The organism is Tumebacillus flagellatus (genome assembly GCF_000714935.1).
GTDB lineage: Bacteria > Bacillota > Bacilli > Tumebacillales > Tumebacillaceae > Tumebacillus > Tumebacillus flagellatus.
In genome coordinates, this window is sequence record NZ_JMIR01000010.1 from 93,130 (window position 1) to 117,496 (window position 24,367).

21 protein-coding genes and 1 pseudogene are annotated in these 24,367 nt (G+C 57.8%); 18 read left to right on the top strand and 4 right to left on the bottom strand.

What is annotated here, in order from left to right; translation table 11 throughout:
• Nucleotides 1–11: 11 nt before the first annotated feature.
• Nucleotides 12–743: a 3D domain-containing protein gene (locus EL26_RS25420; RefSeq protein ID WP_038087061.1), complete on the bottom strand. Its 732-nt coding sequence runs from the start codon at nucleotides 741–743 to the stop codon at nucleotides 12–14.
• Nucleotides 744–1,033: 290 nt separating this feature from the next.
• Here EL26_RS25420 and EL26_RS08955 point away from each other — a divergent pair, with 290 nt between their 5' ends.
• The 3 genes from EL26_RS08955 to EL26_RS08965 are packed head-to-tail and all read left to right on the top strand — an operon-like array spanning nucleotide 1,034 to nucleotide 6,389.
• Complete coding sequence (locus EL26_RS08955; protein ID WP_038087064.1) at nucleotides 1,034–3,376, top strand: 3-hydroxyacyl-CoA dehydrogenase/enoyl-CoA hydratase family protein; 2,343 nt, start codon at nucleotides 1,034–1,036, stop codon at nucleotides 3,374–3,376.
• A gap of 30 nt (nucleotides 3,377–3,406) precedes the next feature.
• Nucleotides 3,407–4,588, top strand: a complete 1,182-nt coding sequence (locus EL26_RS08960; protein ID WP_038087067.1) for an acetyl-CoA C-acetyltransferase — start codon at nucleotides 3,407–3,409, stop codon at nucleotides 4,586–4,588.
• Nucleotides 4,589–4,613: 25 nt separating this feature from the next.
• Nucleotides 4,614–6,389 carry an acyl-CoA dehydrogenase family protein gene (locus EL26_RS08965; protein WP_038087069.1) on the top strand — a complete coding sequence of 592 codons (1,776 nt, stop codon included), beginning with the start codon at nucleotides 4,614–4,616 and terminating at the stop codon, nucleotides 6,387–6,389.
• A gap of 132 nt (nucleotides 6,390–6,521) precedes the next feature.
• On the opposite strand, the gene EL26_RS08970 is transcribed toward EL26_RS08965, so the two are convergent.
• Nucleotides 6,522–7,772: an MDR family MFS transporter gene (locus EL26_RS08970; RefSeq protein WP_038087071.1), complete on the bottom strand. Its 1,251-nt coding sequence runs from the start codon at nucleotides 7,770–7,772 to the stop codon at nucleotides 6,522–6,524.
• Between the two features lie 169 nt (nucleotides 7,773–7,941).
• Here EL26_RS08970 and EL26_RS25910 point away from each other — a divergent pair, with 169 nt between their 5' ends.
• The 3 genes from EL26_RS25910 (at nucleotide 7,942) to EL26_RS08985 (ending at nucleotide 11,178) form a co-directional block, all read left to right on the top strand.
• Nucleotides 7,942–9,150 carry a hypothetical protein gene (locus EL26_RS25910; RefSeq protein ID WP_038087073.1) on the top strand — a complete coding sequence of 403 codons (1,209 nt, stop codon included), beginning with the start codon at nucleotides 7,942–7,944 and terminating at the stop codon, nucleotides 9,148–9,150.
• A gap of 170 nt (nucleotides 9,151–9,320) precedes the next feature.
• Nucleotides 9,321–10,613 (top strand): phenylacetate--CoA ligase family protein, encoded by a 1,293-nt coding sequence (locus tag EL26_RS08980; RefSeq protein ID WP_038087075.1) that lies wholly within the window; start codon nucleotides 9,321–9,323, stop codon nucleotides 10,611–10,613.
• A 64-nt stretch (nucleotides 10,614–10,677) separates the two neighbouring features.
• A complete protein-coding gene (locus tag EL26_RS08985) occupies nucleotides 10,678–11,178 on the top strand; it encodes a phosphatase PAP2 family protein (RefSeq protein ID WP_081857077.1) in 501 nt (166 codons plus the stop codon).
• Between the two features lie 44 nt (nucleotides 11,179–11,222).
• Here the strand turns inward: EL26_RS08985 and menA are convergent, their stop codons facing one another.
• On the bottom strand, nucleotides 11,223–12,140 hold the full coding sequence (menA, locus tag EL26_RS08990; protein ID WP_038087076.1) for a 1,4-dihydroxy-2-naphthoate octaprenyltransferase: 918 nt from the start codon (nucleotides 12,138–12,140) through the stop codon (nucleotides 11,223–11,225).
• 27 nt (nucleotides 12,141–12,167) lie between these two features.
• Nucleotides 12,168–12,563: a hypothetical protein gene (locus tag EL26_RS08995; protein ID WP_038087078.1), complete on the bottom strand. Its 396-nt coding sequence runs from the start codon at nucleotides 12,561–12,563 to the stop codon at nucleotides 12,168–12,170.
• A gap of 360 nt (nucleotides 12,564–12,923) precedes the next feature.
• On the opposite strand from EL26_RS08995, the gene EL26_RS09000 reads away from it, so the two are divergent.
• The 12 genes and pseudogenes from EL26_RS09000 to icmF form a co-directional block, all read left to right on the top strand.
• A complete protein-coding gene (locus tag EL26_RS09000; RefSeq protein ID WP_420802059.1) occupies nucleotides 12,924–14,102 on the top strand; it encodes an ABC transporter substrate-binding protein in 1,179 nt (392 codons plus the stop codon).
• 81 nt (nucleotides 14,103–14,183) lie between these two features.
• The gene (locus EL26_RS09005) at nucleotides 14,184–15,071 is read left to right on the top strand and encodes a branched-chain amino acid ABC transporter permease (protein WP_038087079.1); all 888 of its coding nucleotides are present in this window, start codon (nucleotides 14,184–14,186) and stop codon (nucleotides 15,069–15,071) included.
• Nucleotides 15,072–15,082: 11 nt separating this feature from the next.
• A complete protein-coding gene (locus tag EL26_RS09010; protein ID WP_038087081.1) occupies nucleotides 15,083–16,033 on the top strand; it encodes a branched-chain amino acid ABC transporter permease in 951 nt (316 codons plus the stop codon).
• Nucleotides 16,008–16,784, top strand: a complete 777-nt coding sequence (locus EL26_RS09015) for an ABC transporter ATP-binding protein (protein WP_038087083.1) — start codon at nucleotides 16,008–16,010, stop codon at nucleotides 16,782–16,784. The genes EL26_RS09010 and EL26_RS09015 overlap by 26 nt, the downstream gene beginning before the upstream one ends.
• A gap of 3 nt (nucleotides 16,785–16,787) precedes the next feature.
• Nucleotides 16,788–17,492 (top strand): ABC transporter ATP-binding protein, encoded by a 705-nt coding sequence (locus EL26_RS09020; RefSeq protein WP_038087084.1) that lies wholly within the window; start codon nucleotides 16,788–16,790, stop codon nucleotides 17,490–17,492.
• 119 nt (nucleotides 17,493–17,611) lie between these two features.
• Nucleotides 17,612–17,893: pseudogene (locus tag EL26_RS26175) on the top strand (FGGY family carbohydrate kinase); the annotation flags it as partial.
• Nucleotides 17,894–18,089: 196 nt separating this feature from the next.
• Nucleotides 18,090–18,536, top strand: coding sequence for a hypothetical protein (locus EL26_RS09030; RefSeq protein WP_038087089.1), 447 nt, complete (start codon nucleotides 18,090–18,092; stop codon nucleotides 18,534–18,536).
• A complete protein-coding gene (locus tag EL26_RS09035) occupies nucleotides 18,533–19,342 on the top strand; it encodes a DUF3109 family protein (RefSeq protein WP_038087091.1) in 810 nt (269 codons plus the stop codon). Before EL26_RS09030 ends, EL26_RS09035 begins: the two co-directional genes overlap by 4 nt.
• Nucleotides 19,339–19,566: a YqgQ family protein gene (locus EL26_RS09040; protein ID WP_238546083.1), complete on the top strand. Its 228-nt coding sequence runs from the start codon at nucleotides 19,339–19,341 to the stop codon at nucleotides 19,564–19,566. Before EL26_RS09035 ends, EL26_RS09040 begins: the two co-directional genes overlap by 4 nt.
• 145 nt (nucleotides 19,567–19,711) lie before the next feature.
• Nucleotides 19,712–20,350 carry a hypothetical protein gene (locus EL26_RS09045; protein ID WP_038087093.1) on the top strand — a complete coding sequence of 213 codons (639 nt, stop codon included), beginning with the start codon at nucleotides 19,712–19,714 and terminating at the stop codon, nucleotides 20,348–20,350.
• A gap of 150 nt (nucleotides 20,351–20,500) precedes the next feature.
• Entirely contained in the window at nucleotides 20,501–21,130 is a 630-nt protein-coding gene (locus tag EL26_RS09050; protein ID WP_038087094.1) for a TetR/AcrR family transcriptional regulator, read from the top strand.
• A gap of 35 nt (nucleotides 21,131–21,165) precedes the next feature.
• The coding region (gene icmF / locus EL26_RS09055; protein ID WP_038087095.1) for a fused isobutyryl-CoA mutase/GTPase IcmF at nucleotides 21,166–24,367 on the top strand (3,202 nt) is incomplete at its 3' end.

A 24,367-nucleotide genomic window follows, 5' to 3' on the forward strand; every position in this document is an offset into this window, starting at 1 on the left:
TTTTTCAAACGTTATGAAGATTGTGCGGAAGAGTCGAGGACGTAGACTTTGATGTTTTTTTTGTACCCGAATTGAATGGCGGCGGAGAGATCGCTCATGTAGACGTCGATGCGGTTGCCGATGATCGCGCCGCCGGTGTCTTCGGCGACCCGCACACCGATTCCTTCAATATAAACTTTGGTGCCCAGCGGAATGACAGACGGGTCCACGGCGATGGTCTGTTGGTCTCGCACCACTTTGCCGGACGCGGTGACGCCGTAGCCCGGATCGCCCGGATGTTTGCCGGTCGACTCGAATCCGGCGGTGTAGGCGGTCAGGTCCGCATTGAGGACGTTTTTGACGGAGAGGCCCGGTTGCAACAGTTTGCGTTCAAGGTTCGGAATTTTCAGTTCCTGATTGATCTTCAACATGTTGGCGTTGGGCAAGTTGTTCAACTCGACCAGCGTTTGGGTTTGGGTGTTGAAATCAGATGCGATGGTGGAGAGCGAGTCGCCCGCTTTGACTTGGTAGGTGATCGTCTCCGGGACGGCTTCTTGGACTTTCTTCAACAGGTCGGTGCCGGAGCGGGCGATGACCGGCGGGAGGTTGCTCGGGATCGGCGGCCCGTAGACTTGGCTGCCGAAGGGGAGGGTATACGCAGCGCCGTACGGCGACGAAAGTTCGAACATCGCGTAGCTCGGAGTTGCAAACAGCGAGAAGAGCAAAGTGAGAGAAAAGACGAGTGCCAGCAGGGTTTTTTTCATATAGGTTCTACCTCCAGTGGTTACGTTTTCCTGTCACTAGACTTGCCAGTTCTGGGAGACTGTAAACCTACCAGGGGCTGAAAAATCTGAGAACGAGAAAAAAACTTCGCTGTCGACAAATTTTTCGAACTTTGCGGAAGGATATTTTTGAGCCGCGAAGAATACGATATATCAGAAAGTTAGACTGAACAGTCAATGTTGTATCTGAGGCTTTGTACTTTTCTATATCGAACTTCAACCGACTGTTCGGTTGAGGGATAGAGAGGACCATTGAAGGAGGTCACGGACACATGGAACGCAAGATTCGCAAAGTCGCGGTGCTCGGCGCCGGCGTCATGGGTGCAGGCATCGCCGCACACCTCGCCAACGTAGGGGTGAAATCCCTGCTGCTCGACATCGTGCCCAAAGATCCGGAGCAAGACCGCAACTTGTATGCCAAGCGCGGCCGCGAAGGTCTGTTGAAGCAAAAACCGGCAGCTCTCTACGCGCCGGAAGTCTTGGATCTCATCGAGATCGGCAACTTGGAAGACGACCTGCATCGTCTGCAAGAATGCGATTGGGTGATCGAAGTGGTCGTCGAGAACCTGAACGTCAAACGTCAGGTGTATGAAAAAATCGAAGCGGCGGTCCGCCCGGGCACGATCGTTTCCTCGAATACGTCCGGCATGTCCATCGCAGCGATGGCGGAAGGCCGCGGCGAACAGTTCCGCAAGCACTTCCTCGGCACGCACTTCTTCAACCCGCCGCGTTATATGAAACTGCTCGAAATCATTCCGGGTCCGGACACCGATCCGAATGTAATCGAATTCATGGCGAACTACGCGGAGAAGAAACTGGGCAAGGGCGTCGTGTTCGCGAAGGACACCGTCAACTTCATCGCCAACCGCATCGGCACCTACGGCCTGATGGTTACGGCGCAAGAGATGGAGAAAGCCGGCCTCGGCGTCGATGAAGTCGATGCGCTGACCGGCCCGGTGATCGGCCGTCCGAAGTCCGCAACGTTCCGCACGCTCGACATCGTCGGTCTCGACACGTTCGTCCACGTGGCGAACAACGTCCACGATACCGTGTCCGACCCGGAAGAGAAAGCAACGTTCGTCATCCCGTCCTTCCTCCAGAAGATGGTCGAAAACGGCTGGATCGGGGAGAAAGTCAAGAAAGGCTTCTTCCAAAAAGTCGGCAAGGACATCCTGGCGCTGGACTACAACACCATGGAGTACCGTCCGCGCACGAAGATCAAATCCGCGTCGCTGGAGATGGCGAAGCAGCAGAAATCCCTCAAGGAAAAACTGCGCACGCTCGTCTACGGCCAAGACCAAGCCGCACAATTCATGTGGAACGTCTTGAAGCGCACTTTGATCTACTCCGCAGAACGCGCGTCGGAGATCGCAGACGACATCGTCAACATCGACCGCGCGATGAAGTGGGGCTTCAACTGGGAAACCGGCCCGTTTGAAACATGGGACCTGATCGGTGTCGAGAAATCGGTTGCCCGCATGGAAGCAGAAGGCCACACCGTTCCGGCTTGGGTCAAAAACCTGCTGGCATCCGGCAAGAAATCCTTCTATGAAGAAGAAGCGGGCGCCAAGTCGTTCTACACCCTCTCCGGCGAGTTCAAAGGCCTGGAAGAGAAGAAGGAAATCATCTCGCTGGCAGCTCTCAAAGAGCAAGGCCGCGTGATCAAGAAAAACTCCGGCGCTTCCCTCATCGACCTCGGCGACGGCGTGGCGGCGCTTGAGTTCCATTCTCCGAACCAAGCGATCGGCAACGACATCGTGGCGATGATGCACTTTGCCGCGCAAGAAGTCTCCCAAAACTACAAAGGTCTCGTCATCGGCAACCAAGCGAAAAACTTCTGCGTGGGCGCGAACTTGATGATGATCCTCATGGCGGCGCAAGACGAAGATTGGGATGAACTCGACCTCACCGTTCGTCAGTTCCAAAACGCGACGATGGCGCTGAAATATATGGACCGACCGGTCGTAGCGGCACCGTTTGCGATGACCTTGGGCGGCGGCGCGGAAGTTTGCTTCCCGGCCGACAAGATCATCGGCGCGGCGGAAACCTACTTCGGTCTCGTCGAAGTCGGCGTCGGCCTGCTTCCGGGCGGCGGCGGCAACAAGGAAATCCTCCTGCGCAACATCGAGAACGTGCCGGAAGGGATCGACCTGCAACCGTATGTCACGCGCGCGTTTGAGACGATTGCGACCGCGAAAGTGTCCACTTCTTTCCGCGACGGTCAGAAGCTCGGTTACTTCCGCAAGTCCGACGAGATGACCGTCAACTCCGACTACTTGCTCCACGACGCAAAGCAAGCGGTGCTGGCGATGGCTCCGAACTACGTGGCCCCGACGCCGAAGAAAGTCAAAGTCGTCGGTGAAAACGGCTACGCGCTGCTCAAGCTCGGCGCGCAAACGATGAAGCTCCACGGCTTTGCGTCCGACCACGACGTGAAGATCGCGTCCAAAGTGGCAAACGTGCTCGCGGGCGGTCAAGTCATCGGCGGCTCTGTCGTCAGCGAACAATACCTGCTCGATCTCGAACGCGAAGCGTTCCTGTCGCTGTGCGGCGAACCGCTCTCGCAACAACGCATGCAATACATGCTGACGAAAGGCAAACCGTTGCGCAACTAGTTGCCAAGGAAATGAAGGAGGTACTGAATCATGCGTGAAGCAGTGATCGTATCGGCTGTCCGCACAGCCGTAGGTCGTTCTCATAAAGGCTCCCTGCGCCACACCCGCCCGGAGGATCTCGGGGCTCTGGTCGTGCGCGAAGCACTGAACCGCGTTCCGGAACTCGATCCGCGCGAAGTCGAAGATGTGATTATCGGCTGCGCGATCCCGGAAGGCGAACAAGGCATGAACCTCGGCCGCATCGTCGCGATGCGCGCCGGGCTCCCGACCAACGTGGCGGGCATGACGGTCAACCGTTTCTGCTCGTCGGGCTTGCAAACCATCGCGCTGGCGGCGCAAGCGATCCTCACCGGCCAAGCGGACGTGATGATCGCCGGCGGCGTGGAATCGATGTCGATGGTGCCGATGGTCGGCAACAAGCTCGCTCCGAACCCGTGGCTGGTCGAGAACATGCCGGAAATCTACATGGGTATGGGCCACACCGCAGAGCAAGTGGCGCAGCGCTTCGGCGTCACCCGCGAAATGCAAGACGCGTTCGCGGTGCGCTCGCACCAGCGCGCAGCGGCTGCGATTGCAGCCGGCAAGTTCAAGGACGAAATCGTCCCGGTGCCGGTCAAGTTCCAAACGGTCGATGAGAAAGGCAAAGTGAAAGTTCACGAATATCTGTTCGACACCGACGAAGGCGTGCGCCCGGACACCTCGATGGAAGGTTTGGCGAAACTCCGTCCGGCGTTCCACGTGCAAGGCTCCGTCACCGCGGGCAACTCTTCGCAAACGTCTGACGGCGCGGCGGCAGTCGTCGTCATGTCGGCTGAGAAAGCGCAAGAGCTGGGCCTGAAGCCCCTCGCGAAATTCCTCTCGTTTGCGATCGGCGGCGTGGACCCGGACATCATGGGCGTCGGCCCGGTCGTCGCGATCCCGAAAGCGTTGCAAAAAGCAGGGCTGTCGGTCGACGACATCGACCTGTTTGAAGTCAACGAAGCGTTCGCATCGCAAGCGTTCCACGTCGTGCGCGAACTCGGCCTCGACGAAGAAAAAGTCAACGTCAACGGCGGCGCGATTGCGCTTGGCCACCCGCTGGGTTGCTCCGGCACGAAGCTGACCGTTCAGATTCTGAACGAACTGCGCCGCCGAAACGGCAAGTACGGCGTCGTCTCGATGTGTATCGGCGGCGGCATGGGTGCAGCCGGCGTATTCGAACTTTTGAACTAATCCCAACCTTGAGGAGGCAACTACCATGAGCGAACTGAAAACCAAAAAGCGCGGCGGCGCGTTCCTGATCGAAAAAACCTCTCCGTCCGAAGTGTTCACCCCGGAAGACTTCAACAAAGAACAACTGATGATCGCGAAAACCACCGCTGATTTCGTCATCGGCGAAGTGGAACCGCGCCGTGAAGAGATCGAAAAGCTCGACCTCGAACTGACCCAAGAACTGCTGCGCCAAGCGGGCGAACTCGGCTTGCTGGCAGCCGACGTGCCGGAAGAGTACGAAGGTCTCGGCCTTGACAAAATTTCCTCCACCCTGATCACCGAAAACATGGTCCGCGGCGGTTCCTTCGCCCTGTCGCAAGGTGCGCACGTCGGCATCGGCACCCTGCCGATCGTCTACTTCGGCAACGACGACCAAAAGAAACGCTACCTGCCGGACCTCGCTTCCGGTGCGAAATTCGCAGCGTACTGCCTGACCGAGCCGGGCTCCGGCTCCGACGCGCTGGGTGCTAAAACCACCGCGATCTTGAACGCGGAAGGCACCCACTACGTTCTGAACGGCACCAAGCAATTCATCACCAACGCGGGCTTTGCAGACGTGTTTGTCGTCTACGCAAAAGTTGACGGCGACAAGTTCTCCGCGTTCATCGTGGAAAAAGACTATCCGGGCGTCTCCACCGGTCCGGAAGAGAAGAAGATGGGCATCAAAGGCTCCTCGACCCGTCCGCTCATCCTCGAAGATGTGCCGGTTCCGGTTGAAAACCTGCTCTACGAAGTGGGCAAAGGCCACCACATCGCGTTCAACATCTTGAACATCGGCCGTTACAAGCTGGCGGCAGGCTGCGTCGGTTCCAACAAACTGGCGATTGAGCACTCCGTCAAGTACGCAAACCAACGCAAACAGTTCAACAAGGAAATCTCCTCTTTCCCGCTCATCCGCGAGAAGCTCGCGGACATGAACATCGCGGCGTACGCAACCGAATCGATGATCTACCGCATCGGCGGCATGATCGAAGCAGGTCTGGCGGACGTTGACACCTCCAACGGCCGCGAAGTGACCGCTGCGATCGCGGAATACGCTATCGAGTGCTCGATCTCGAAAGTCTTCGCTTCCGAAGCGTTCGACTTCGTTTCCGACGAAGGCGTGCAAATCCACGGCGGCTACGGCTTCATCAACGAGTACCCGATCGAGCAAATGTACCGCGACTCCCGCATCAACCGCATCTTCGAAGGCACCAACGAAGTCAACCGTCTGCTCGTTCCGGGCACCCTCGTCAAGAAAGCGATGAAGGGCGAACTCCCGCTCCTGCAAGCGGCGCAAGCACTGCAAACCGAGCTGATGGCGCTGATGCCGTCGATGATCGACGAAGACATCCCGCTCGCAGTCGAAGAAGATCTGATCGACCGCGCGAAGAAGATCTTCCTGATGGTGGCAGGCTACGGCGTGCAGAAGTACCAACTGAAGCTCGAAGAACAACAAGAAATCCTGGCGAACGTCGCCGACATCGCCATCGAAATTTTTGCAGCTGAATCTGCGGTCCTGCGTGCGCAAAAGCAACTCGCAAACGAAGGCGAAGCAAAAGCAGCGAACAAAATCGCCATGGCAAAAGTGTTCGCCAACGAATCGTTCGGCCGCATCGAAGCGATCGCGAAGGAAACCCTTGCGGCGATGGAAGAGGGCGACGTTCTCAAAACCCAACTCTCCGTCCTCAAGAAACTCGCTCGTTCCACCCCGATCAACGCGGTCAAGATCAAGCGCGAACTGGCTGCGAAGATCGTCGAGCAAGAATCCTACGTTTGCTAATCCGTTTTTGAAGGAACAAAAAGCCGTCTCTCACAGGGGAGACGGCTTTTTGTTGCGATTTGAGAAACGCATCACGCGCATTTGATGGTAAGCTCTCGTTTGTCTCTGGCGAATTCAGCTTGCTGTCCGCACTCAGTGTGTCAGCGGCAAGTTGTTTTTGGCACCTGCGGCGCCGGGGTCTTGCAGTTCGGCCCTGCGCTTCAACCAGAGCAGGCGGTAGATCGGGAAGCTGACCGCCATGACCACCGTGAAGACCAACAGCATCGCTTGCCCGCCGAAGTGTTGCATCAATTGACCGCCGAGCAACGGGCCGATCGTGGCACCTGCAATCCACGAAAAACCGCTGGCTCCCATGTAGCGGGCGCGCATGTCGTCCGGCGCGAAGTCGGCGAGCAGTTTCTTGGACACCGAGGCGGAGATGATTTCACCGAGCGTGAACACCGTGAACCCGATCAGCATCCACCACGCGCTGTGGTTGACGGCGAGAATCAGCATCCCGATCGTGTACACGACGCCGCCCGCATTCATCACATGGTACGGGTTGCAGCGCGACAGGAAGCGCGCCGCCGGCATCGAGAGCACCACGCAGAGGATGCCGTTGAGCGATTGCATCACCCCGTAGAGCCAAGCCGCTTCGGGGAGGATGTTTTCCAGATGAAGCGGGAGGTACGACGACATCTGGTTGTAGCCGAGCGTGATGACGAACGACCCGAGCAGGAAGAGGATGAGCTTCAGATCTTGCAAGATGAAACCGTAACCGATTTTGCTTTGCGACTTTTTGCAGGCGTCCGAAACACATTCGATGTTCTCCGGCTTCGACTCCGGAATGAACAGCCCGACGACCGCCGCAAACGCCGCCGTCGCCGCCGCCATGATGCCAAACAGCATCGTCGGGTGGGCAAGCAACAGCGACACACCGAGCAGCGGTCCGACCGCGCAGCCGACGTTGTTGCCCATGTACATCAGCGAAAACGCCCGCGTCCGGTCTTGCTCCGTCGTCACGTCCGCCACCATCGCGTTGACGGCAGGCTCCGCAAACGAAGAGCCGAACCCTTGCACGAAGGAGAGCAGCGCAAACCACAGCACGCTGTCGGTCATCGCATAGCCGCCAAGCGAGACGGCGTCCAGCAAGAGCCCCGCGATCATCACGGGCTTGCGTCCGATCTTGTCGGCGTAGTACCCGCCCAACAGATTTCCAAAAAACGACCCCACCGGCCGCACTATCAGCACAAACCCGATGATCCCAAGCCCCGCCCCCAAGCCGTTAGACAAGTACAGGGCGAGAAACGGTCGGATCATGAAGGTTCCAACGTTCAGCAACGTCATGCCCCAAAACCGAATCCAAATTCGTTGGTCAAAGCCGCCAAACAGGCTGCTCATCATGTTGACCACCACCTGTTCCCATTTCCAAGTTATTCTTCTTGGCACCAGTATATGACAATAATCTAACTTTGTAAACACTTATGTTTATAAAATGACGCAAAGAGGATTTTCAGGAGATATGTCGAAGTTGTTCGAAAAACAAGCGTACTTTTGGGGGTGAGTGAGACCCGTGTCAGCTTCGATTCTCGATAAGATCTCTCTGACCACGATCGGCATGATTCTCTTCGGAATCTTTGCTGTGCTCTCCGTGGTGATGATGATGGGCAACGTGTTGGGCAAGGGCAAGTACGGCGGATTGTGGGCGTCCATCGGAGGAGTTTGCATCCTCTTGGCGGGCGGTTTGCTCTTAGTCAACAAATTTGCTCCGACCGCACTGGCCAAGACCGAGGAACCCGCGAAGGCCGCTTCCAGCACGACTCCGGCCTCCCCGTTCACGAACCTTGAAAAAACATCCTCGCCCGCAACCGACGGCGCGACCGGCAAGACCCAAGGCATCGGCGAGTTCAAGGGCGACAACACGCCGGCAGAGGGCGAAGACCTCTCGTGGCTGTTGACCGTCATGCAAGCGCTCAAAGACGGCCAACCGATCCCGCAAGAGTACTTGGCGATGCTGCCCGACGGCGGCAAGAGCCTTGTCGAACAGCAAGCGGCTTCCGGACAGACGCAGGGCATCTCCAAGCCGTTGGCAACCCAGTTGACGGCGATCGCCCGCGACCAAGGCAAGACTTCGCCGCGCGCAACGTCCGCAAGCTATGTGCCGCAGGCACCGTATGCCGGCAATTCCGGGGGGGCTAATTCCGGCAACGGCTCCACGCAGGCGTCGACGACACCGAACGGCTCCCAGAACAGCGGCAGCCCGGCGCCGACCCAACAGACGCCGAGCCAGCCGACTCCGTCGCCTGCACCCAGTCCGGCACCGACGCCGGCACCGACTCCCGCTCCGCAACCGACGCCAGCTCCGACGCCGACCCCTGCACCGACCCCGCCTGTCGCGGGGACGTTGGTCGACGGAGGTTTGTTGAAGTCCGTGCTCGGCGCAAGCAAATCCGATGTCCAAAACTACTTCCGCTATAACCAATCGCTCGGAGAGAGCGGCAACGTGCTCTCGTTCTACCGGGGCTCGATGTTCGTCGACGTGACGATGACAGGAGACAAAGCCACCCATGTCACGCTGCGGTTTGACCATTTCAACCCGCCGGGTCAAGACCGCAACTACTACGAGACCTATCTGCTCGGCATGGCGGGGATGAGCCAAGCGAACCCGACGTCCCGCAACGGGTCGACGAGCACGTGGTCGAACATCTATCCGGGGGCTTCGAGCATCTCGGTCACCGTCGACCTCGCCAGCAACTCCGGCCGGGTGGAAGCCGGCCGCTGATCGGCCTTGCAAAGCTCCACAAGTCAAACCCCTCGCCTACGTGTCGAGGGGTTTTTTTCGTTCCGGAGAGGAATTTCAGTATCAATCAAGAAATAGAATATTCGTAGCTATCAAACGATTGAAGCGGGATTTGGTTTTGCTAGTTTCAAAGGTTGAGGAGGAGAACTGCGATGATCTTCAATGAGCGAATGGAAACGATGGAAAGAAAGCGCTTACAGGAGTTGCAAGTGGAACGCCTGCGTGCAACGGTGAAGCGCGTCGCGGAACGGGTGCCTTTTTACCGGGAGAAGTTTGAAGCGGCGGGCGTGAACCCTCATGAGATCTGCTCGCTGGAGGATGTCGCGCAACTGCCTTTTACGGTTAAAAAAGACCTGCGGGACAATTACCCGTTCGGTCTGTTTGCGTGCGACCGCGATGAAGTGGCGCGCATCCACGGCTCGTCCGGCACCAAGGGCAAACCGACGGTCGTCGGCTATACCAAGCGCGATTTGGAGAACTGGGCTGAAATCGTCGCCCGCGCCATCTGCCTCGCAGGAGGACGGCCGGGTGATTTGTTCCATAACGCATACGGGTACGGTCTGTTCACCGGCGGGCTCGGCTTGCATGCCGGAGCGGAAGCGATGGGCGCGACCGTCGTGCCGGTTTCCGGCGGGCAGACGTCCCGTCAAATCACGTTGATTCAAGACTTTGAACCGCGCGGCATCTGCTGCACGCCGTCCTACGCGCTGAACATCGCGGAAGAGATGGTGCGCCAAGGACTGAATCCGGCGGCCACAACGCTTCAATACGGCATCTTCGGGGCGGAACCTTGGACGGAAGAGATGCGTTACGCACTGGAGCAAGTGTGGGGCATCAAAGCGATCGACATCTACGGTCTCAGCGAAGTGATGGGGCCGGGCGTGGCGTGCGAATGCTGCGAAGAGCAAAACGGACTGCACATCGCCGAAGACCATTTCTACGCGGAAATCATCGACCCGGAGACGCTCCAGCCGCTGCCGGAGGGGGAATTCGGCGAGTTGGTGTTCACGTCGCTGACCAAGGAAGCGTTCCCGGTGATTCGCTACCGCACGGGCGATATCTCGGCGTTGACATCACAGCCGTGCTCCTGCGGGCGCACCACGCGCCGCATGGCGCGGATCAAGGGCCGCCTCGACGACATGCTGATCATCCGCGGCGTCAACGTGTTCCCGAGCGAGATGGAAGCGGTCTTGCTTTCGGTCGAAGAATTGGCTCCGCATTATCAAGTGGTGCTTACGCGCGAAGGCGCGCTCGACCACGTGGAACTGCACGTCGAAGTGCTCCAAGAGCTCGCGGCGACCGCAGAGCCGGACAGCCTCACGAAGCGCGTCGGCCACCTGCTCAAAGACGCGCTCGGCGTCACGATCGGGTTGAAAGTGCACCCGCCGCAAACGCTTCCACGAAGCGAAGGCAAAGCGGTTCGCATCCTCGACAAACGGAACTAACGTCTCCCAAAAAGGAATCGGCGCGCGTTGGTTCCTTTTTTGGTATTTTTGGTATCATGGGGGTATGGACAAGTACCTTCTCGCACACATTCGCAGGGGCATCGGACGCCGGAAGCGGGTGGACGCTTGGATGGCGCACATGGCCGCCAAGGGGCCGCTCTGGCTGTTTTTCGTCATGGGGGTGCTGGTGCTGACAAACGGCGCGGCGGGGCTGTGGTCGGACGTGGAGGCGGTCGTCGCGGCTGCGGCGACGCGCGGGGTCAACGAACTGATCGGGCGCGCGCGCCATCGCGACCGGCCGTTCGTGCAAGAGGGCTTCGTGCCGCTCATCGAGCACGAGCCGAGCTTCTCGTTTCCCAGCAACCACAGCGCGTGCGGGTTTGCGCTCGCCGTCGCTGTCTGTTTTGCCAATCCTCTCTTGGGCGCTCTGATGCTGCTGCTCGCCGCCGTGATGGCGTACAGCCGTCTCTATGTCGGCGTGCATTACCCGTTGGACGTCACCGCCGGCGCTGTCATCGGCTCGCTGGTCGCGTGGGGCGTTCATCTGCTGTTGAAAATGCTTTAAGCAAAAAGCCAACGCTCTTCCGGAGAAGAGCGTTGGCTTTTTGCTTAGAGATGCGTGAAATAGTACAGAAACACGCCGAACACTTGCAGAATTCCGAACAACAGCTCCAACAACGAAGTCAGTCCGAACGCCATGTTCAACTCCACCGGATCGGTCGTCGGGCGGACGGTGCGAATGATGCGCACCGCCAGCGGGAACGTCAGCAGGGGGAGCAGCGAGAGGGTCGGGATGACTTCCATCGCCCAGAGCACCACCGGAATGATGTAGACGAACAGCAGCAAGATGTAGAACAGCCGATTGGCGGGGCGCTGCGGCAGAACGGACGCGAGCGTGCGCTTGCCGATCAAGCGGTCATGGCGAATGTCGCGCAAATTGTGCACGTGCGTGACCGCCATCGCCAGCAGCCCGTACGGCACGCCGGAGAGCAAGACGTACGCGTAGGGGATTTTGACCATCGCATAGTAGGTGCCGAGCGTCACCAGCGGTCCGCTCAAAACAAACATCGTCACTTCGCCCAGCGCATGGTAGGAAAGCGCCCACCGCGTCGCCGAATAGAGGATGCTGCCAAGTACCCCGATGATGCCGAGCACGAGCACCAGCCAGCCGCCGACCTTGACGAGGTAAACGCCAAGGAGCAAAGCGAGGATATAGCAAGTCCAAGCGCTGACCCAAAGCTTTTGCGGAAGCAGCCAGCCCTTGTGTAAAACACCGTTGGAGACGCCGTGCGCGTCGGCCCCGCGGATGTCGTCGTAGTATTCGTTGAGCAAGTTGCTGCCCGCTTGAATCAACAAGACGGCAATCAACGTCACGAGGAACGTCCAGCCGTCAAATCCTCGGTCCAAGAGGGCCAAGCCTCCGCCGAGCAGCACCGGAAAAATCGCTGCAATCAGAGCGGGCGGGCGAAACGCCCGCACCCACTTTTGCAGAAGAGAAGGTTGTTTGTCAATCGAAGAGGCGGGCATGGAGGTCGTTCCTTTCTACCGGCGGTCTCAACCGCGAAACTGGCTTTGGCGGATGGCGTCCACTTCGTCCAGATACGCGCGAATGTCTTGTTCGCGGTAGACGTGAAAGGTGCCGATGTTCTGCGCCACGCGGTGTGCTTCTTCGGAAACCAGGTGCATGTAGATCTGTTGATAGGTGACAGGAGGAAACGATTGCACTTGAACCACCGCGCGCGAAATTTCCATAATGACACGGTAGTCATTCGTATAATTTCGCCATTTGTAATCCTGCGGCATCACGACCACGTTTTCCGGCACGTCGTACTCCCGATCCCGAAACAGGATCTTGGCGAGAAAATAGCCGATGAACAACAACAGAGGCGTGCCGACGATCAGCAGCCAATAACCTGTGTCCAACCACGGCGTTTCATAGACGATCCTCATTTTCTTAAATTCACCTCGCGAGATCAGATCTCTCTGGTCTAACTATACTATGAGATTCCAGCCCTTCACAATATGTGAGAGAGCTGGAATCCTGTTCTTTCCTAGCATCTCCCCTTTATCCGTCGCATAGAATCGGAACAGGAGCACGAAATCAAGCGCAATTGAATCCTAAACCCTTAATTTTCGAGAATTCGATTAAAAATCGGGGGATATGGCAGGTGAAGACACAAAATATTTCGTGTACTATGAATCCATAGATAATTCTGAACTTTTACACTACTGTTACAATCTATGAGCTAATCTTTCAGAGACAGAAACAAATGCAAAGTTTCACCATGTAAAAGGGGGCTTTTTTCGATGATGATGAGCAAGAAATTTATCGCCGTAACCGCAGTTCTGACGGCCACGACAGCACTGGCGGGTTGCGGTTCGAAATCGACCGGCAGCTCTTCGAGCAACGGCGACACCATTAAAATCGGCGCGAACCTGGAGTTGACGGGTGCGGTCGCAGCGTTTGGCACCTCTCAGTTGAACGGGATCAAACTCGCGATGGAAGAGATCAACAGCGCAGGCGGCGTCAACGGCAAGAAACTTGAAGTCGTCTCGGCGGACAACGCTTCCAAAAAGGATGAATCCACCCGCACCGCGACCAAACTGATCACCGAAGACAAAGTCGACGTGCTGATGGGCGCTGCGATCTCCGGCGACACCTTCGCAGCGGTTGAAGTGGCGAACAACAAGAAGATCCCGATGCTGACCCCGTCGGCGACCAACGACGACATCACGTTTGACCACAAGAAAAACAAACTCAACGACTACGTGTTCCGCGCTTGCTTCATCGACTCCTTCCAAGGGAAAGTCATGGCGGACTTCTCGGCTGACAACCTGAAAGCGAAGAACGCGGTCATCTATACCGACAACTCTTCCGACTATTCCAAAGGCTTGGCGAAATCCTTCAAATCGGAATTCGAATCCAAGGGCGGCAAGATCGTGGCGGAAGAATCTTACCAAACCAAAGACACCGACTTCAAAGCGGTTCTGACCCGCATCAAGACCCTGAACCCGGAAGTTATCTGGGTGCCGGGCTACTACGAAGAAGTCGGCAAAATCGTCAAGCAAGCCCGCGAAATGGGCATCACCGCCGCGATCGAAGGCGGCGACGGCTGGGACGCTCCGCAGCTCGTCGACATCGCAGGCAAAGAAAACCTGAACAACACCTTCATCTCGAACCACTACACGTCCGAAGATCCGGACCCGAAAGTCCGGAAGTTCATCGACGCGTTCAAAGCGAAATACAACACCGTTCCGGACGCGATGGCGGTCCTCGGCTACGACGCAACCTACATGGTCGCGGACGCAGTGAAGCGCGCAGGCTCCACCGACAAGGAAAAAATCAAAGAAGCACTCGCAAACACCAAAAACTTCGAAGGTGTAACCGGTAAAATCTCGCTCGATAAAAACCACGACCCGGTCAAGGCAGCCGTTGTCCTCGAGTACAAAGACGGCAAGCAAACTTTCAATACCAAAGTACAACCGTAGGTTGTGTTTTTTGGAAGGGGAGCCGGTGTCGAAAGACACGATGCTCCCCTTTTTAATTGAACGAAGAGAGGTGTTGTATCCATGACTTTCGATTACATCGTTCAACAGCTCATCAACGGGATCTCGATCGGTTCGATCTATGCTTTGATCGCGTTGGGCTACACGATGGTCTACGGGATCATCAAACTGATCAACTTTGCGCACGGCGACGTGTTCTTCGTCGGGGCGTACACCGGTTACTTCACCGCCAAAGCCGGTCTCGGTCTCATCCTCTCCTTGATCATCGCGATGGCGGTCTGCGCGCTGCTTGGCGTCATCATCGAGCGCCTGGCGTACCGTCCGCTGCGCAACGCGGCCCGCATCGTCATCTTGATCACCGCCATCGGCGTCTCGTTCCTCTTGGAAAACCTCGGGATCGTCACCTTGGGCGCCCAAGCGCAGGGCTTCCCGGATATCGTGAACAAATCGACGTACACCCTGTGGGGCGATGTGACGATCGACTCCATCCAGCTCATCGTCCTCGTCGTCACCGTCGTGTTGATGGCGGTTCTGCAATACGTCGTGCACCGCACCAAAATCGGCAAAGCGATGCGCGCCGTCTCCTTCGATATGGAAGCGGCACGCCTGATGGGCATCAACGTCGACACCACGATCTCGGCAACGTTCGCGATCGGTTCGGCGCTGGCGGGCGCGGCAGGCGTCGTGTTTGCGATCATGTACCCGTCCGTCGACCCGTTGATGGGCGTCATTCCGGGCTTGAAAGCGTTCGTAGCCGCTGTGCTCGGCGGCATCGGGATCATCCCGGGCGCACTGGTCGGCGGTCTGCTGCTTGGCGTCGTCGAGACCGGCGTGCAGTCGATTCCGGGCATGTCGCTCTGGCGCGACGGCGTGGCATTTGCCATCTTGATCCTCATCCTCATCTTCAAACCGACCGGCCTGTTCGGTAAAAACGTCCGCGAGAAAGTGTAGGTGGAGACTCAATGAACAAGCGGTTTTTCATCGGTATTGCGATCAGCTTGGTCTTCTATGGAGTGGTCCAAGCACTGATCTCGGGCGAGATCCTCAACGACTTCTACATTGATACGCTCGTGATGCTCGGCGTCAACATCATCTTGGCGGTCTCACTGAACTTGATCAACGGCTTCACCGGCCAATTCTCGATCGGACATGCCGGGTTCATGTCGATCGGGGCGTACGTCTCGGCGATCATGACCACGAACTTGGGATATTCCTTCCCGCTCGGACTTCTCTGCGGTTGTCTCGCGGCGGCGGTCGCCGGTCTGATCATCGGCTTCCCGACCCTGCGCCTCAAGGGCGACTACCTCGCCATCGCAACGCTCGGCTTCGGGGAGATCATCCGCATCGTGTGGCTGAACAACGACTATGTCGGCGGCGCGGCCGGTCTTAACGGCATCGAGCGCGTCACGAACTGGTCGTGGATTTTCTTCGGGGTTTTGGTGGCCGTCGTCGTGATTCAAAACATCGTCAAGTCCACGCACGGCCGCGCGATGATCTCCGTTCGCGAAAACGAGATCGCGGCAGAAGCGATGGGCATCAACGTCACCAAGTACAAAGTTATCGCGTTTGTCGTCGGCGCTTTCTTCGCCGGGATGGCGGGAGCGTTTTCCGCTCACTACTTCTACGGCATCGCGCCGACCAGCTACAACTTCATGAAGTCGTTTGAAATCCTCGTCTTCGTGGTGCTCGGGGGCCTCGGCAGCACGGCGGGCACGATCATCGGCACGATTCTCCTCACGCTGCTCTTCACGTACCTCCAAGACATTCCGGAATGGCGCATGGTCATCTACTCCATGATCTTGATCTTGACGATGATCTTCCGTCCGAAGGGCCTGCTCGGGAATGTCGACGTGACGAAGTTCTTCAAAAAAGGGGGCGCGTCCAAAAATGGCGGCACAACAACAACTCCTTAAAGCAGAAAAAGTCTCCCGCGTCTTCGGCGGCTTGAAAGCCGTCTCCGATGTGAACTTGGAGATCAACGACGGAGAACTTGTCGGGCTGATCGGCCCGAACGGCGCGGGCAAGACCACCCTGTTCAACTTGCTGACCGGCGTGTACGAACCGTCCGACGGCGACATCACCTTCTCCGGTACGCGCGTCAACGGCCTGAAGCCCTACCAGATCACGAAGCGCGGGGCTGCACGGACGTTCCAAAACATCCGCCTCTTCGGTGAAATGACCGTTTTGGAAAACGTCATGGTCGCGTACAACATGCACGCCCAGCACAATCTCTTCTCTTCGATCCTGCGCCTGCCGACGCACTTCAAGGGCGAAGCGGACATGCGCGAAAAAGCGATCGAGTTTCTGAAGATCTTCAACCTCGAAAGCAAGAAGGACGAAATCGCCAAAAACCTCCCCTACGGCGAACAACGCCGTCTGGAGATCGCCCGTGCGCTCGCCGCCAAGCCGAAACTGTTGTTGCTTGACGAGCCGGCCGCCGGGATGAACCCGCAAGAGACGACCGATCTGATGAACTTGATCCGCTGGATTCGCGACGAATTCAAGATCACGATCCTCTTGATTGAGCACGACATGGGCTTGGTCATGGGCGTGTGCGAGCGCATCTACGTGCTCGACCGCGGGCAGATGATCGCTTCCGGCACTCCGGAACAGATTCGCACCAACCCGAAAGTCATCGAAGCCTATCTGGGCCAGGAGGTGTAGCCCATGTTGTCTGTCAAGGATATCAACGTGTACTACGGCGCGATTCACGCGCTCAAAGGGGTCTCGTTTGAGATCAAGGGGGGGGAGATCGTCACGCTGATCGGTGCCAACGGTGCCGGCAAATCGACGATCTTGAAAACCATCTCCGGCTTGCTCAAGCCGAAATCGGGCACCATCGAATTTGCGGGTCAACCGATTCACGGCAAAGTGGCGCAAGAGATCGTCAAGCGCGGCATGTCGCACTGTCCGGAAGGCCGCCGCGTGTTTGCGAACATGTCGGTCGAAGAAAACCTCGAACTCGGCGCGTTCTTGCGCAATGACAAAAAGGGCATCGCCGAAGACTTGGAGAGCGTCTATGTACGCTTCCCCCGTCTGCGCGAACGCTCGAAGCAGATGGCGGGCACCCTCTCCGGCGGCGAACAGCAGATGCTCGCGATGGGCCGTGCGCTGATGGCGCGCCCGAAGCTGCTCTTGCTGGACGAACCGTCGATGGGTCTCGCGCCGCTGTTGGTTCGTGAGATCTTCAACATCGTGCAAGAGATCAACAAGTCCGGCACCACCGTGCTGCTCGTCGAGCAGAACGCGAACATGGCGCTCTCGATCGCGCACCGCGCCTACGTCATCGAGACCGGCAAGATCGTGCTCGCCGGCGCCGCGCAAGAACTCGCTTCTTCAGATGAAATCAAGAAAGCGTACCTCGGCGGCTAAGACTTTTTTCCAAAACAGCTCTCTTCCCATCCGTGACGGGGAGGGAGCTGTTTTGATTTCATAATTCACGGGTGCAAACGCAAACTAATCCGGAAGAGGTTGAAAAAGGTGGGGATGACATGACAGTCAACCAAGTGGTGATGGGGCTTGATATCGGCACGACGTCCACCAAAGCGGTCGTGTTCGGACCTCGTGGTGGAGTCATAGCCGCGCATGCGGTCGACTATCCGATTTTGCAGCCGCATCCGGCGTGGGCGGAACAAGACCCGGAGGAGATCTTGCAAGCGGTGATCGAAAGCGTGCGCCATGCCGTGCTCAAATCGGGAGTGCGCGCGTCCGACGTGCGGGCGATCGGATTCAGCGCGGCGATGCACTCGTTGATCGCGCTTACCGGCGATGGAGACGATCCTCTCGCGGGTCTCCCTCGTGCTGATCCTCATCCTCGACGTGCTCGTCTAAAAAACGCCCCGGTACATCTGGCCCTGCAACCCCCGCGGCCCTCGCGATTGAGAGGAGGGCCGTTTTTTCGTTCGCCGAACATGCTGGAAGCCGAACATGCTATAATAGGGACACCTTGCCGAAAACGGAGTGAATTGCATGAGCGACAACCAAAATCAAATCACGGTGGAAGTTACGATGGAGAACGGGCAGGTGCAGTTCGGCCAATCGCTGATGACCGCGATGTGGGAGCCGACCCGCTTGATTCCGTACGCGGTCGACGGCCTCTATTCGTTTGAATACAAAGATCAAACCTACGGCATCGTCGATTTGCTGTGCCGCCTCGACGAACTGAACGAAGACCTGCGCGCCCAAGGCCCGGAGAAGATCATCGAGACGATCTTGGAGCTGATCAACTCGGTCTACATCGGCGACGAATCGCTCGTTTTGATCGGCCGTTGCATGGACCTCTACGCGGTGGAAATGCAAGGGCGCAACTGCATCGTCTTTCGCACGATCATCATGGGCGCGGACAAATCGGTCGAAGAGATGATCGGCCTGCGCGACGTCGGCCAAACACTCTTCCCCGTTCCGCAGCCGGAATGACCCGGCACAGCTTTCTCTTCACCGGCACCCCGCTCGTGCTGACCGAGGGAGAAGCGTACCACCTCCGCAAATATTGGAAAAAAGGACGGCAAGCGGGCACGATTCAACCGCTTGCCGGCTTTGACGTGGACGCGGATGTCGACGCGCTGCAAGCGCTCGTCCAACTCGCATGCGCCCATTGCCACCGGGCGCATCACGCCTCCTGTTGCGAAGGGGGATTCCCGTTTCCGCCGGAGGAGGAGTTGTTGCTCCAAGTGGACGAGCATCTCGACGGCATCGCCGAGCTCTTGCCGCGCGAGGTCGTCCGCGATCTGTTGAAGCGCGGCCTGTACGAACAGCATCTGGAAACGGCCGGTCACCGCACGATCGGCACGTATGAGGAGAACTGCAAATTCTGCCGCGTCGAAGGTCACGGGCCCGCTTGCATGGCGCACCGCTATGCGCTGCAAAGCGACATGCACCCGTCAGCAGTCAAGCCGCTTTCTTGCTTGCTCTACCCGCTTGACCTCATTCGTTCGGAAGAGGACGGCCGCACGCTGTTGACGGCGCTGACGGAGCGCACGGCGCGGTTTTCGCGCTGGGGTGCCGACTACCGCTTGGATTATCTCTGCGCGAACTATGAACTGCGGGGAGACCCGGCGGCGGCGGCGAGTGAGAACATTCGCAAGGACTTGCCGCCGGACGTGTTTGCGCGCGAGTTGTACCGTCCGGCGTACGTCGAAGGGCGGGACTTGCTTGCGACTCTCTACGGCGAGCCTTTCTACCACGAACTCCAGACCTTGATCCAAGGAGGAAGCAGACTTTGAACCTGCTAAGCATGGAAGCCCACATCGGCATCATGAAGGTGCGCGAGTTGTTGAAGCGCTTTAACATCCTCGTCTACACCGGCAATCCGCTGGATGACATCGTGATGATGGACCTCGAACTCGACGACCTGTTCGAATCAAAAACGGTCGAGGACGACGAGTTCCGCTTGGCCAAACTCGCGTTGCGCCGCGCCTATCGTGAACTTGGCGGGGATGAAGAATAAGTGATGCAGCAGCCGATTTCACCTCGAAAGGTGCGAGCGGCTGTTTTTTTTAACTGCAAACGTGAAAATTGCGAAAATTCCCAGAGGAATTCCAATTCTAAATCTCCTGTGATACACTCTCCCTGAAAAGGGGGATGTACCTACTATGAAAAAATTTACGAAACTCGCTCTCGCTGCGATGCTCGTTCTGACTTCCGCAGCGGCAGTTGGTTGCTCGAAGTCTGATGATACGTCGAAATCGGCGACCAACACCACCACTTCCGACAGCAATGTGGACGCTGCAAAAACCAACCGTGCCGTCTTCGCAGCGGTTCTGATCGCGGACGAGAAGATGACCTCTCAATTCTCCAAAGCGGTGAAGGGCATCGACGATGCTGGCAAAGACGTCACGTTCTCCGCACCGTCCCGTTCCAAGGACGACGCGATCGCGTTCCTCGCTCCGTACTGGGACAAGGACGCGGCAGGCAAGGAATACGACGCACTGCTCGGCGACGCGGCGTACCTCGCCAACGCGAACAAGCAAATCGAAGCGAAAGTCAACAAAGACAACGCGGCTGCGAAGAAGGAAGAAGACAAGAAGCAATTCAAGCCGCTCACCGCTGTCGCTGACTCCACCAAGCTGTCCGCGAACAACCTTTCCGGCGCGAAAGCTCAGTTCCAAGACGCGAAAGTCGAGAACAAAGACGGCAAATACACTGTGGAATACAAAGGCCTCAAATACACGATGGAGAAGTCCGGCAACACGTACAAGGTCGTCTCCAAAGAAGGCACACTGACCAAGTAAGCACACTTGTGTACATTCTGCCTGAACGAAGCGCAGACCCTCCGGGTCTGCGCTTTTTTGTGGATGTTCTGGTTCTTGACGAAACCCGTTGGAAGCGAATACACTGAACTTGTAGAAACCGAACGAGCGCTCGGTCGGGAGGTGACGGCTGTGACGAATGATGCCAAACCGATCCCCTCGCGCGTACTCGACCCGCAGAAGGTGGAAGCGCGCCGTCTGCAAATCGTGCAGGCGGCCGTGGAGCTGTTTGTGGAGAAGGGGTTTCACAAAACCACCACGCGGGAAATCGCCAAAGCAAGCGGGATCGGCATCGGGACGCTCTATGAATACTTACAGTCCAAGGAAGACGTGCTGTACTTGGTCTGCGCCTACATCCACTCCGAAGTGGAGAAACGTCTGACCGAAGCGAGACTTCAAGCAGAGAACGGGCGCGATTTGCTGGTGCAGTCGGTGCGGCGGTTTTTTGCTTGCGTCGACGAACTGCAAAATTACGTGCTTTTGATCTACCAAGAGACGAAGTCGCTCCCGCCGGACACCTTGAAGTTGGTGTTGCAGCAGGAAGAAGCGATCACCCAACTGTTCGCCGACATCTTGGAGAAGGGCCGCGCGGACGGCTCCATTCAATTAGCGCCGCAGCATGTGAAGCTGATGGCGCACAACATCATCGTGCTCGGCCAGATGTGGACGTTCCGCCGCTGGGCGCTGCACCGGCATTATACGCTCGAGGAGTACACCGAACGGCAAGTCAAATTGTTGTTGCAAGAGATTCACGCTCCCTGAAGATACACTCCCATTGAGAAAGGGGTTTCACGCACATGCAAACCACCGCTTATAAACCGAAGCACAAGATCCGCTTCGTCACGGCGTCCGCGCTGTTTGACGGTCACGACGCGACGATCAACATCATGCGCCGCATCCTGCAAAGCTCCGGCGCCGAAGTCATCCATCTCGGCCACAACCGCGCGGCGGACGAAATCGTCAACGCTGCCATCCAAGAGGACGCGCAAGGCATTGCGATCACGTCGTACCAAGGCGGTCATGTTGAGTTTTTTAAATACATGTATGATTTGTTGAACGAGCGCGGCGCCGGCCACATCAAGCTGTTCGGCGGCGGCGGCGGCGTGATCGTCCCGGATGAAATCCGCGAACTGGAAGCGTACGGCATCGTGAAAATCTATTCGCCGGACGACGGCCGCCGCATGGGTCTGCAAGGGATGATCGACCACATGCTGGAGAACACCGACTTCGCGACGCCCAAGCAGCTCGACCAACTGGTCGATCAAGTGCAGGAGAAAAACATCCTCGCGATTTCCAAGCTGATCACCCTCGCCGAAGAGACGGTCTCCACGAACGACGACCGCCAAAAGCAACTGCTCGCCGAACTGACCCAAAACGCGCAACGCGTCCCGGTCCTCGGCATCACCGGCACCGGCGGTGCGGGCAAATCGTCGCTGACCGACGAACTGGTCCGCCGCTTCCTGAACGATTTCACGGAGAAGACGATCGCGATCCTCTCCGTCGACCCGTCGAAGCAAAAAACCGGCGGCGCGCTGCTCGGCGACCGCATCCGCATGAACGCCATCCACAACCCGCGCGTGTACATGAGATCGCTTGCGACCCGCGAGTCCCGCTCGGAACTGTCGGCGGCGATCAAAGAAGCGATCGACGTGGTGAAGACGGCGGGCTATGACCTCGTCATCGTCGAGACGTCCGGCATCGGCCAAGGCGACGCGGAAATCACCAAAGTCGTCGACCTCTCGCTGTACGTGATGACTTCGGAGTTCGGCGCGCCGTCGCAGCTTGAGAAGATCGACATGCTCGACTTCGCCGACCTCGTCGCGATCAACAAATTCGAGCGCAAAGGCTCGGCGGACGCTCTGCGCGACGTCAAAAAGCAGTTCCAACGCAACCACAACCTCTGGGAGCAAAACACCGAAGACATGCCGGTCTACGGCACGATCGCGTCGCAGTTCCACGACCCGGGCACCAACGTGCTCTACCGTGCGCTGATCGACAAAATCAACGAGAAATTCAACTTGAACTGGGAATCTTCCATCGTCATCACCGATGAAGTCTCCAAGAAAAACTACATCATCCCGACCGAGCGCGTGCAATACCTCGGCGAGATCGTCTCCACCGTGCGCGACTACAAGAAATTCGTCAACAAGCAAGTGGAAGTGGCGCGCAAGCTGTTCCAATTGCAAGGCGTGCGCTCTCTGTTCGACGGCCAACCGGAGACCCAAGCGGCGATCGACGCGCAAATCGCGGCGCAAGAGCTCAACTTGCACCCGCAGTCGAAGCAGCTGCTGGACTCTTGGCCGAAACTCAAGGAGCTGTACACCGCCGACGAATTTGTCACCAAAATCCGCGACAAGGAAATCCGCACCAAGCTGTTCAGCGAATCGCTCTCCGGCACCCGCATTCCGAAAATCTCGCTGCCGAAGTACGAAGACTGGGGCGATCTGCTGCGCTGGCTGATGACCGAGAACGTGCCGGGCGAGTTCCCGTACACGGCGGGCGTCTTCCCGTTCAAGCGCGAAGGCGAAGACCCGAAGCGTCAATTCGCGGGCGAAGGCACGCCGGAACGCACCAACCGCCGTTTCCACTACCTGTCGAAGAACGACGACGCCAAGCGTCTGTCCACCGCGTTTGACTCGGTCACGCTCTACGGCGAAGACCCGGACTACCGCCCGGACATCTACGGCAAAATCGGCGAATCGGGCGTCTCGATCTGTACGCTCGACGACATGAAGAAGCTCTACGCGGGCTTTGACCTCTGCCACCCGTCCACGTCCGTTTCCATGACGATCAACGGCCCGGCTCCGATCATCCTCGCGATGTTCATGAACACCGCGATCGATCAACAGCTCGAAGCGTTCGTCGCCAAGAACGGCCGCCAGCCGGACGCGGAGGAATACAAGCAAATCCAAGCGTACACCCTCTCCACCGTGCGCGGGACCGTGCAAGCGGACATCCTCAAAGAAGACCAAGGGCAGAACACCTGCATCTTCTCCACCGAGTTTGCGCTGCGGATGATGGGCGACATCCAGCAATACTTCATCGACCACAAAGTCCGCAACTACTACTCCGTCTCGATTTCGGGCTACCACATCGCCGAAGCGGGCGCGAACCCGATTTCGCAGTTGGCGTTCACCCTCTCCAACGCGTTCACCTACGTGGAGTACTACTTGAGCCGCGGCATGCACATCGACGATTTCGCACCGAACCTGTCGTTCTTCTTCTCCAACGGCATGGACCCGGAATACACCGTCATCGGCCGCGTCGCGCGCCGCATCTGGGCGACGGCGATCAAGAACAAGTACGGCGGCAACGATCGCTCGCAGAAACTTAAATACCACGTGCAAACGTCCGGCCGCTCTCTGCATGCGCAAGAGATCGACTTCAACGACATCCGCACGACGTTGCAAGCGCTGATCGCCCTGCATGACAACTGCAACTCTCTGCATACCAACGCGTACGACGAAGCGATCACCACACCGACCGAAGAATCGGTGCGCCGCGCGATGGCGATCCAGATGATCATCACCAAGGAATTCGGCTTGATGAAAAACGAAAACGCCTACCAAGGCGCGTTCATCATCGAAGAGCTGACCGACCTCGTTGAAGAAGCGGTTCTGAACGAGTTCTCCCGCATCAACGACCGCGGCGGCGTCTTGGGCGCGATGGAAACCCAATACCAACGCGGCAAGATCCAAGAGGAGTCGATGTACTACGAGACCCTCAAGCACAACGGCCAACTCCCGATCATCGGCGTGAACACGTACATCAACCCGGCGACCCTCGCCGACGATTACGAAGCGCCGAAAATCGAACTGGCCCGCGCTTCCAAGGAAGAAAAAGAACTGCAAATCCACAACCTGCGCGAGTTCCAAGCGGCGCACGCCGACACGTCGGCGGAGATGCTGGCACGTCTCAAGCAAACGGCGATCACGGGCGGCAACGTATTTGCCGAACTGATGCAATCCGTCCGTCACTGTTCGCTGGGCCAAATCACCC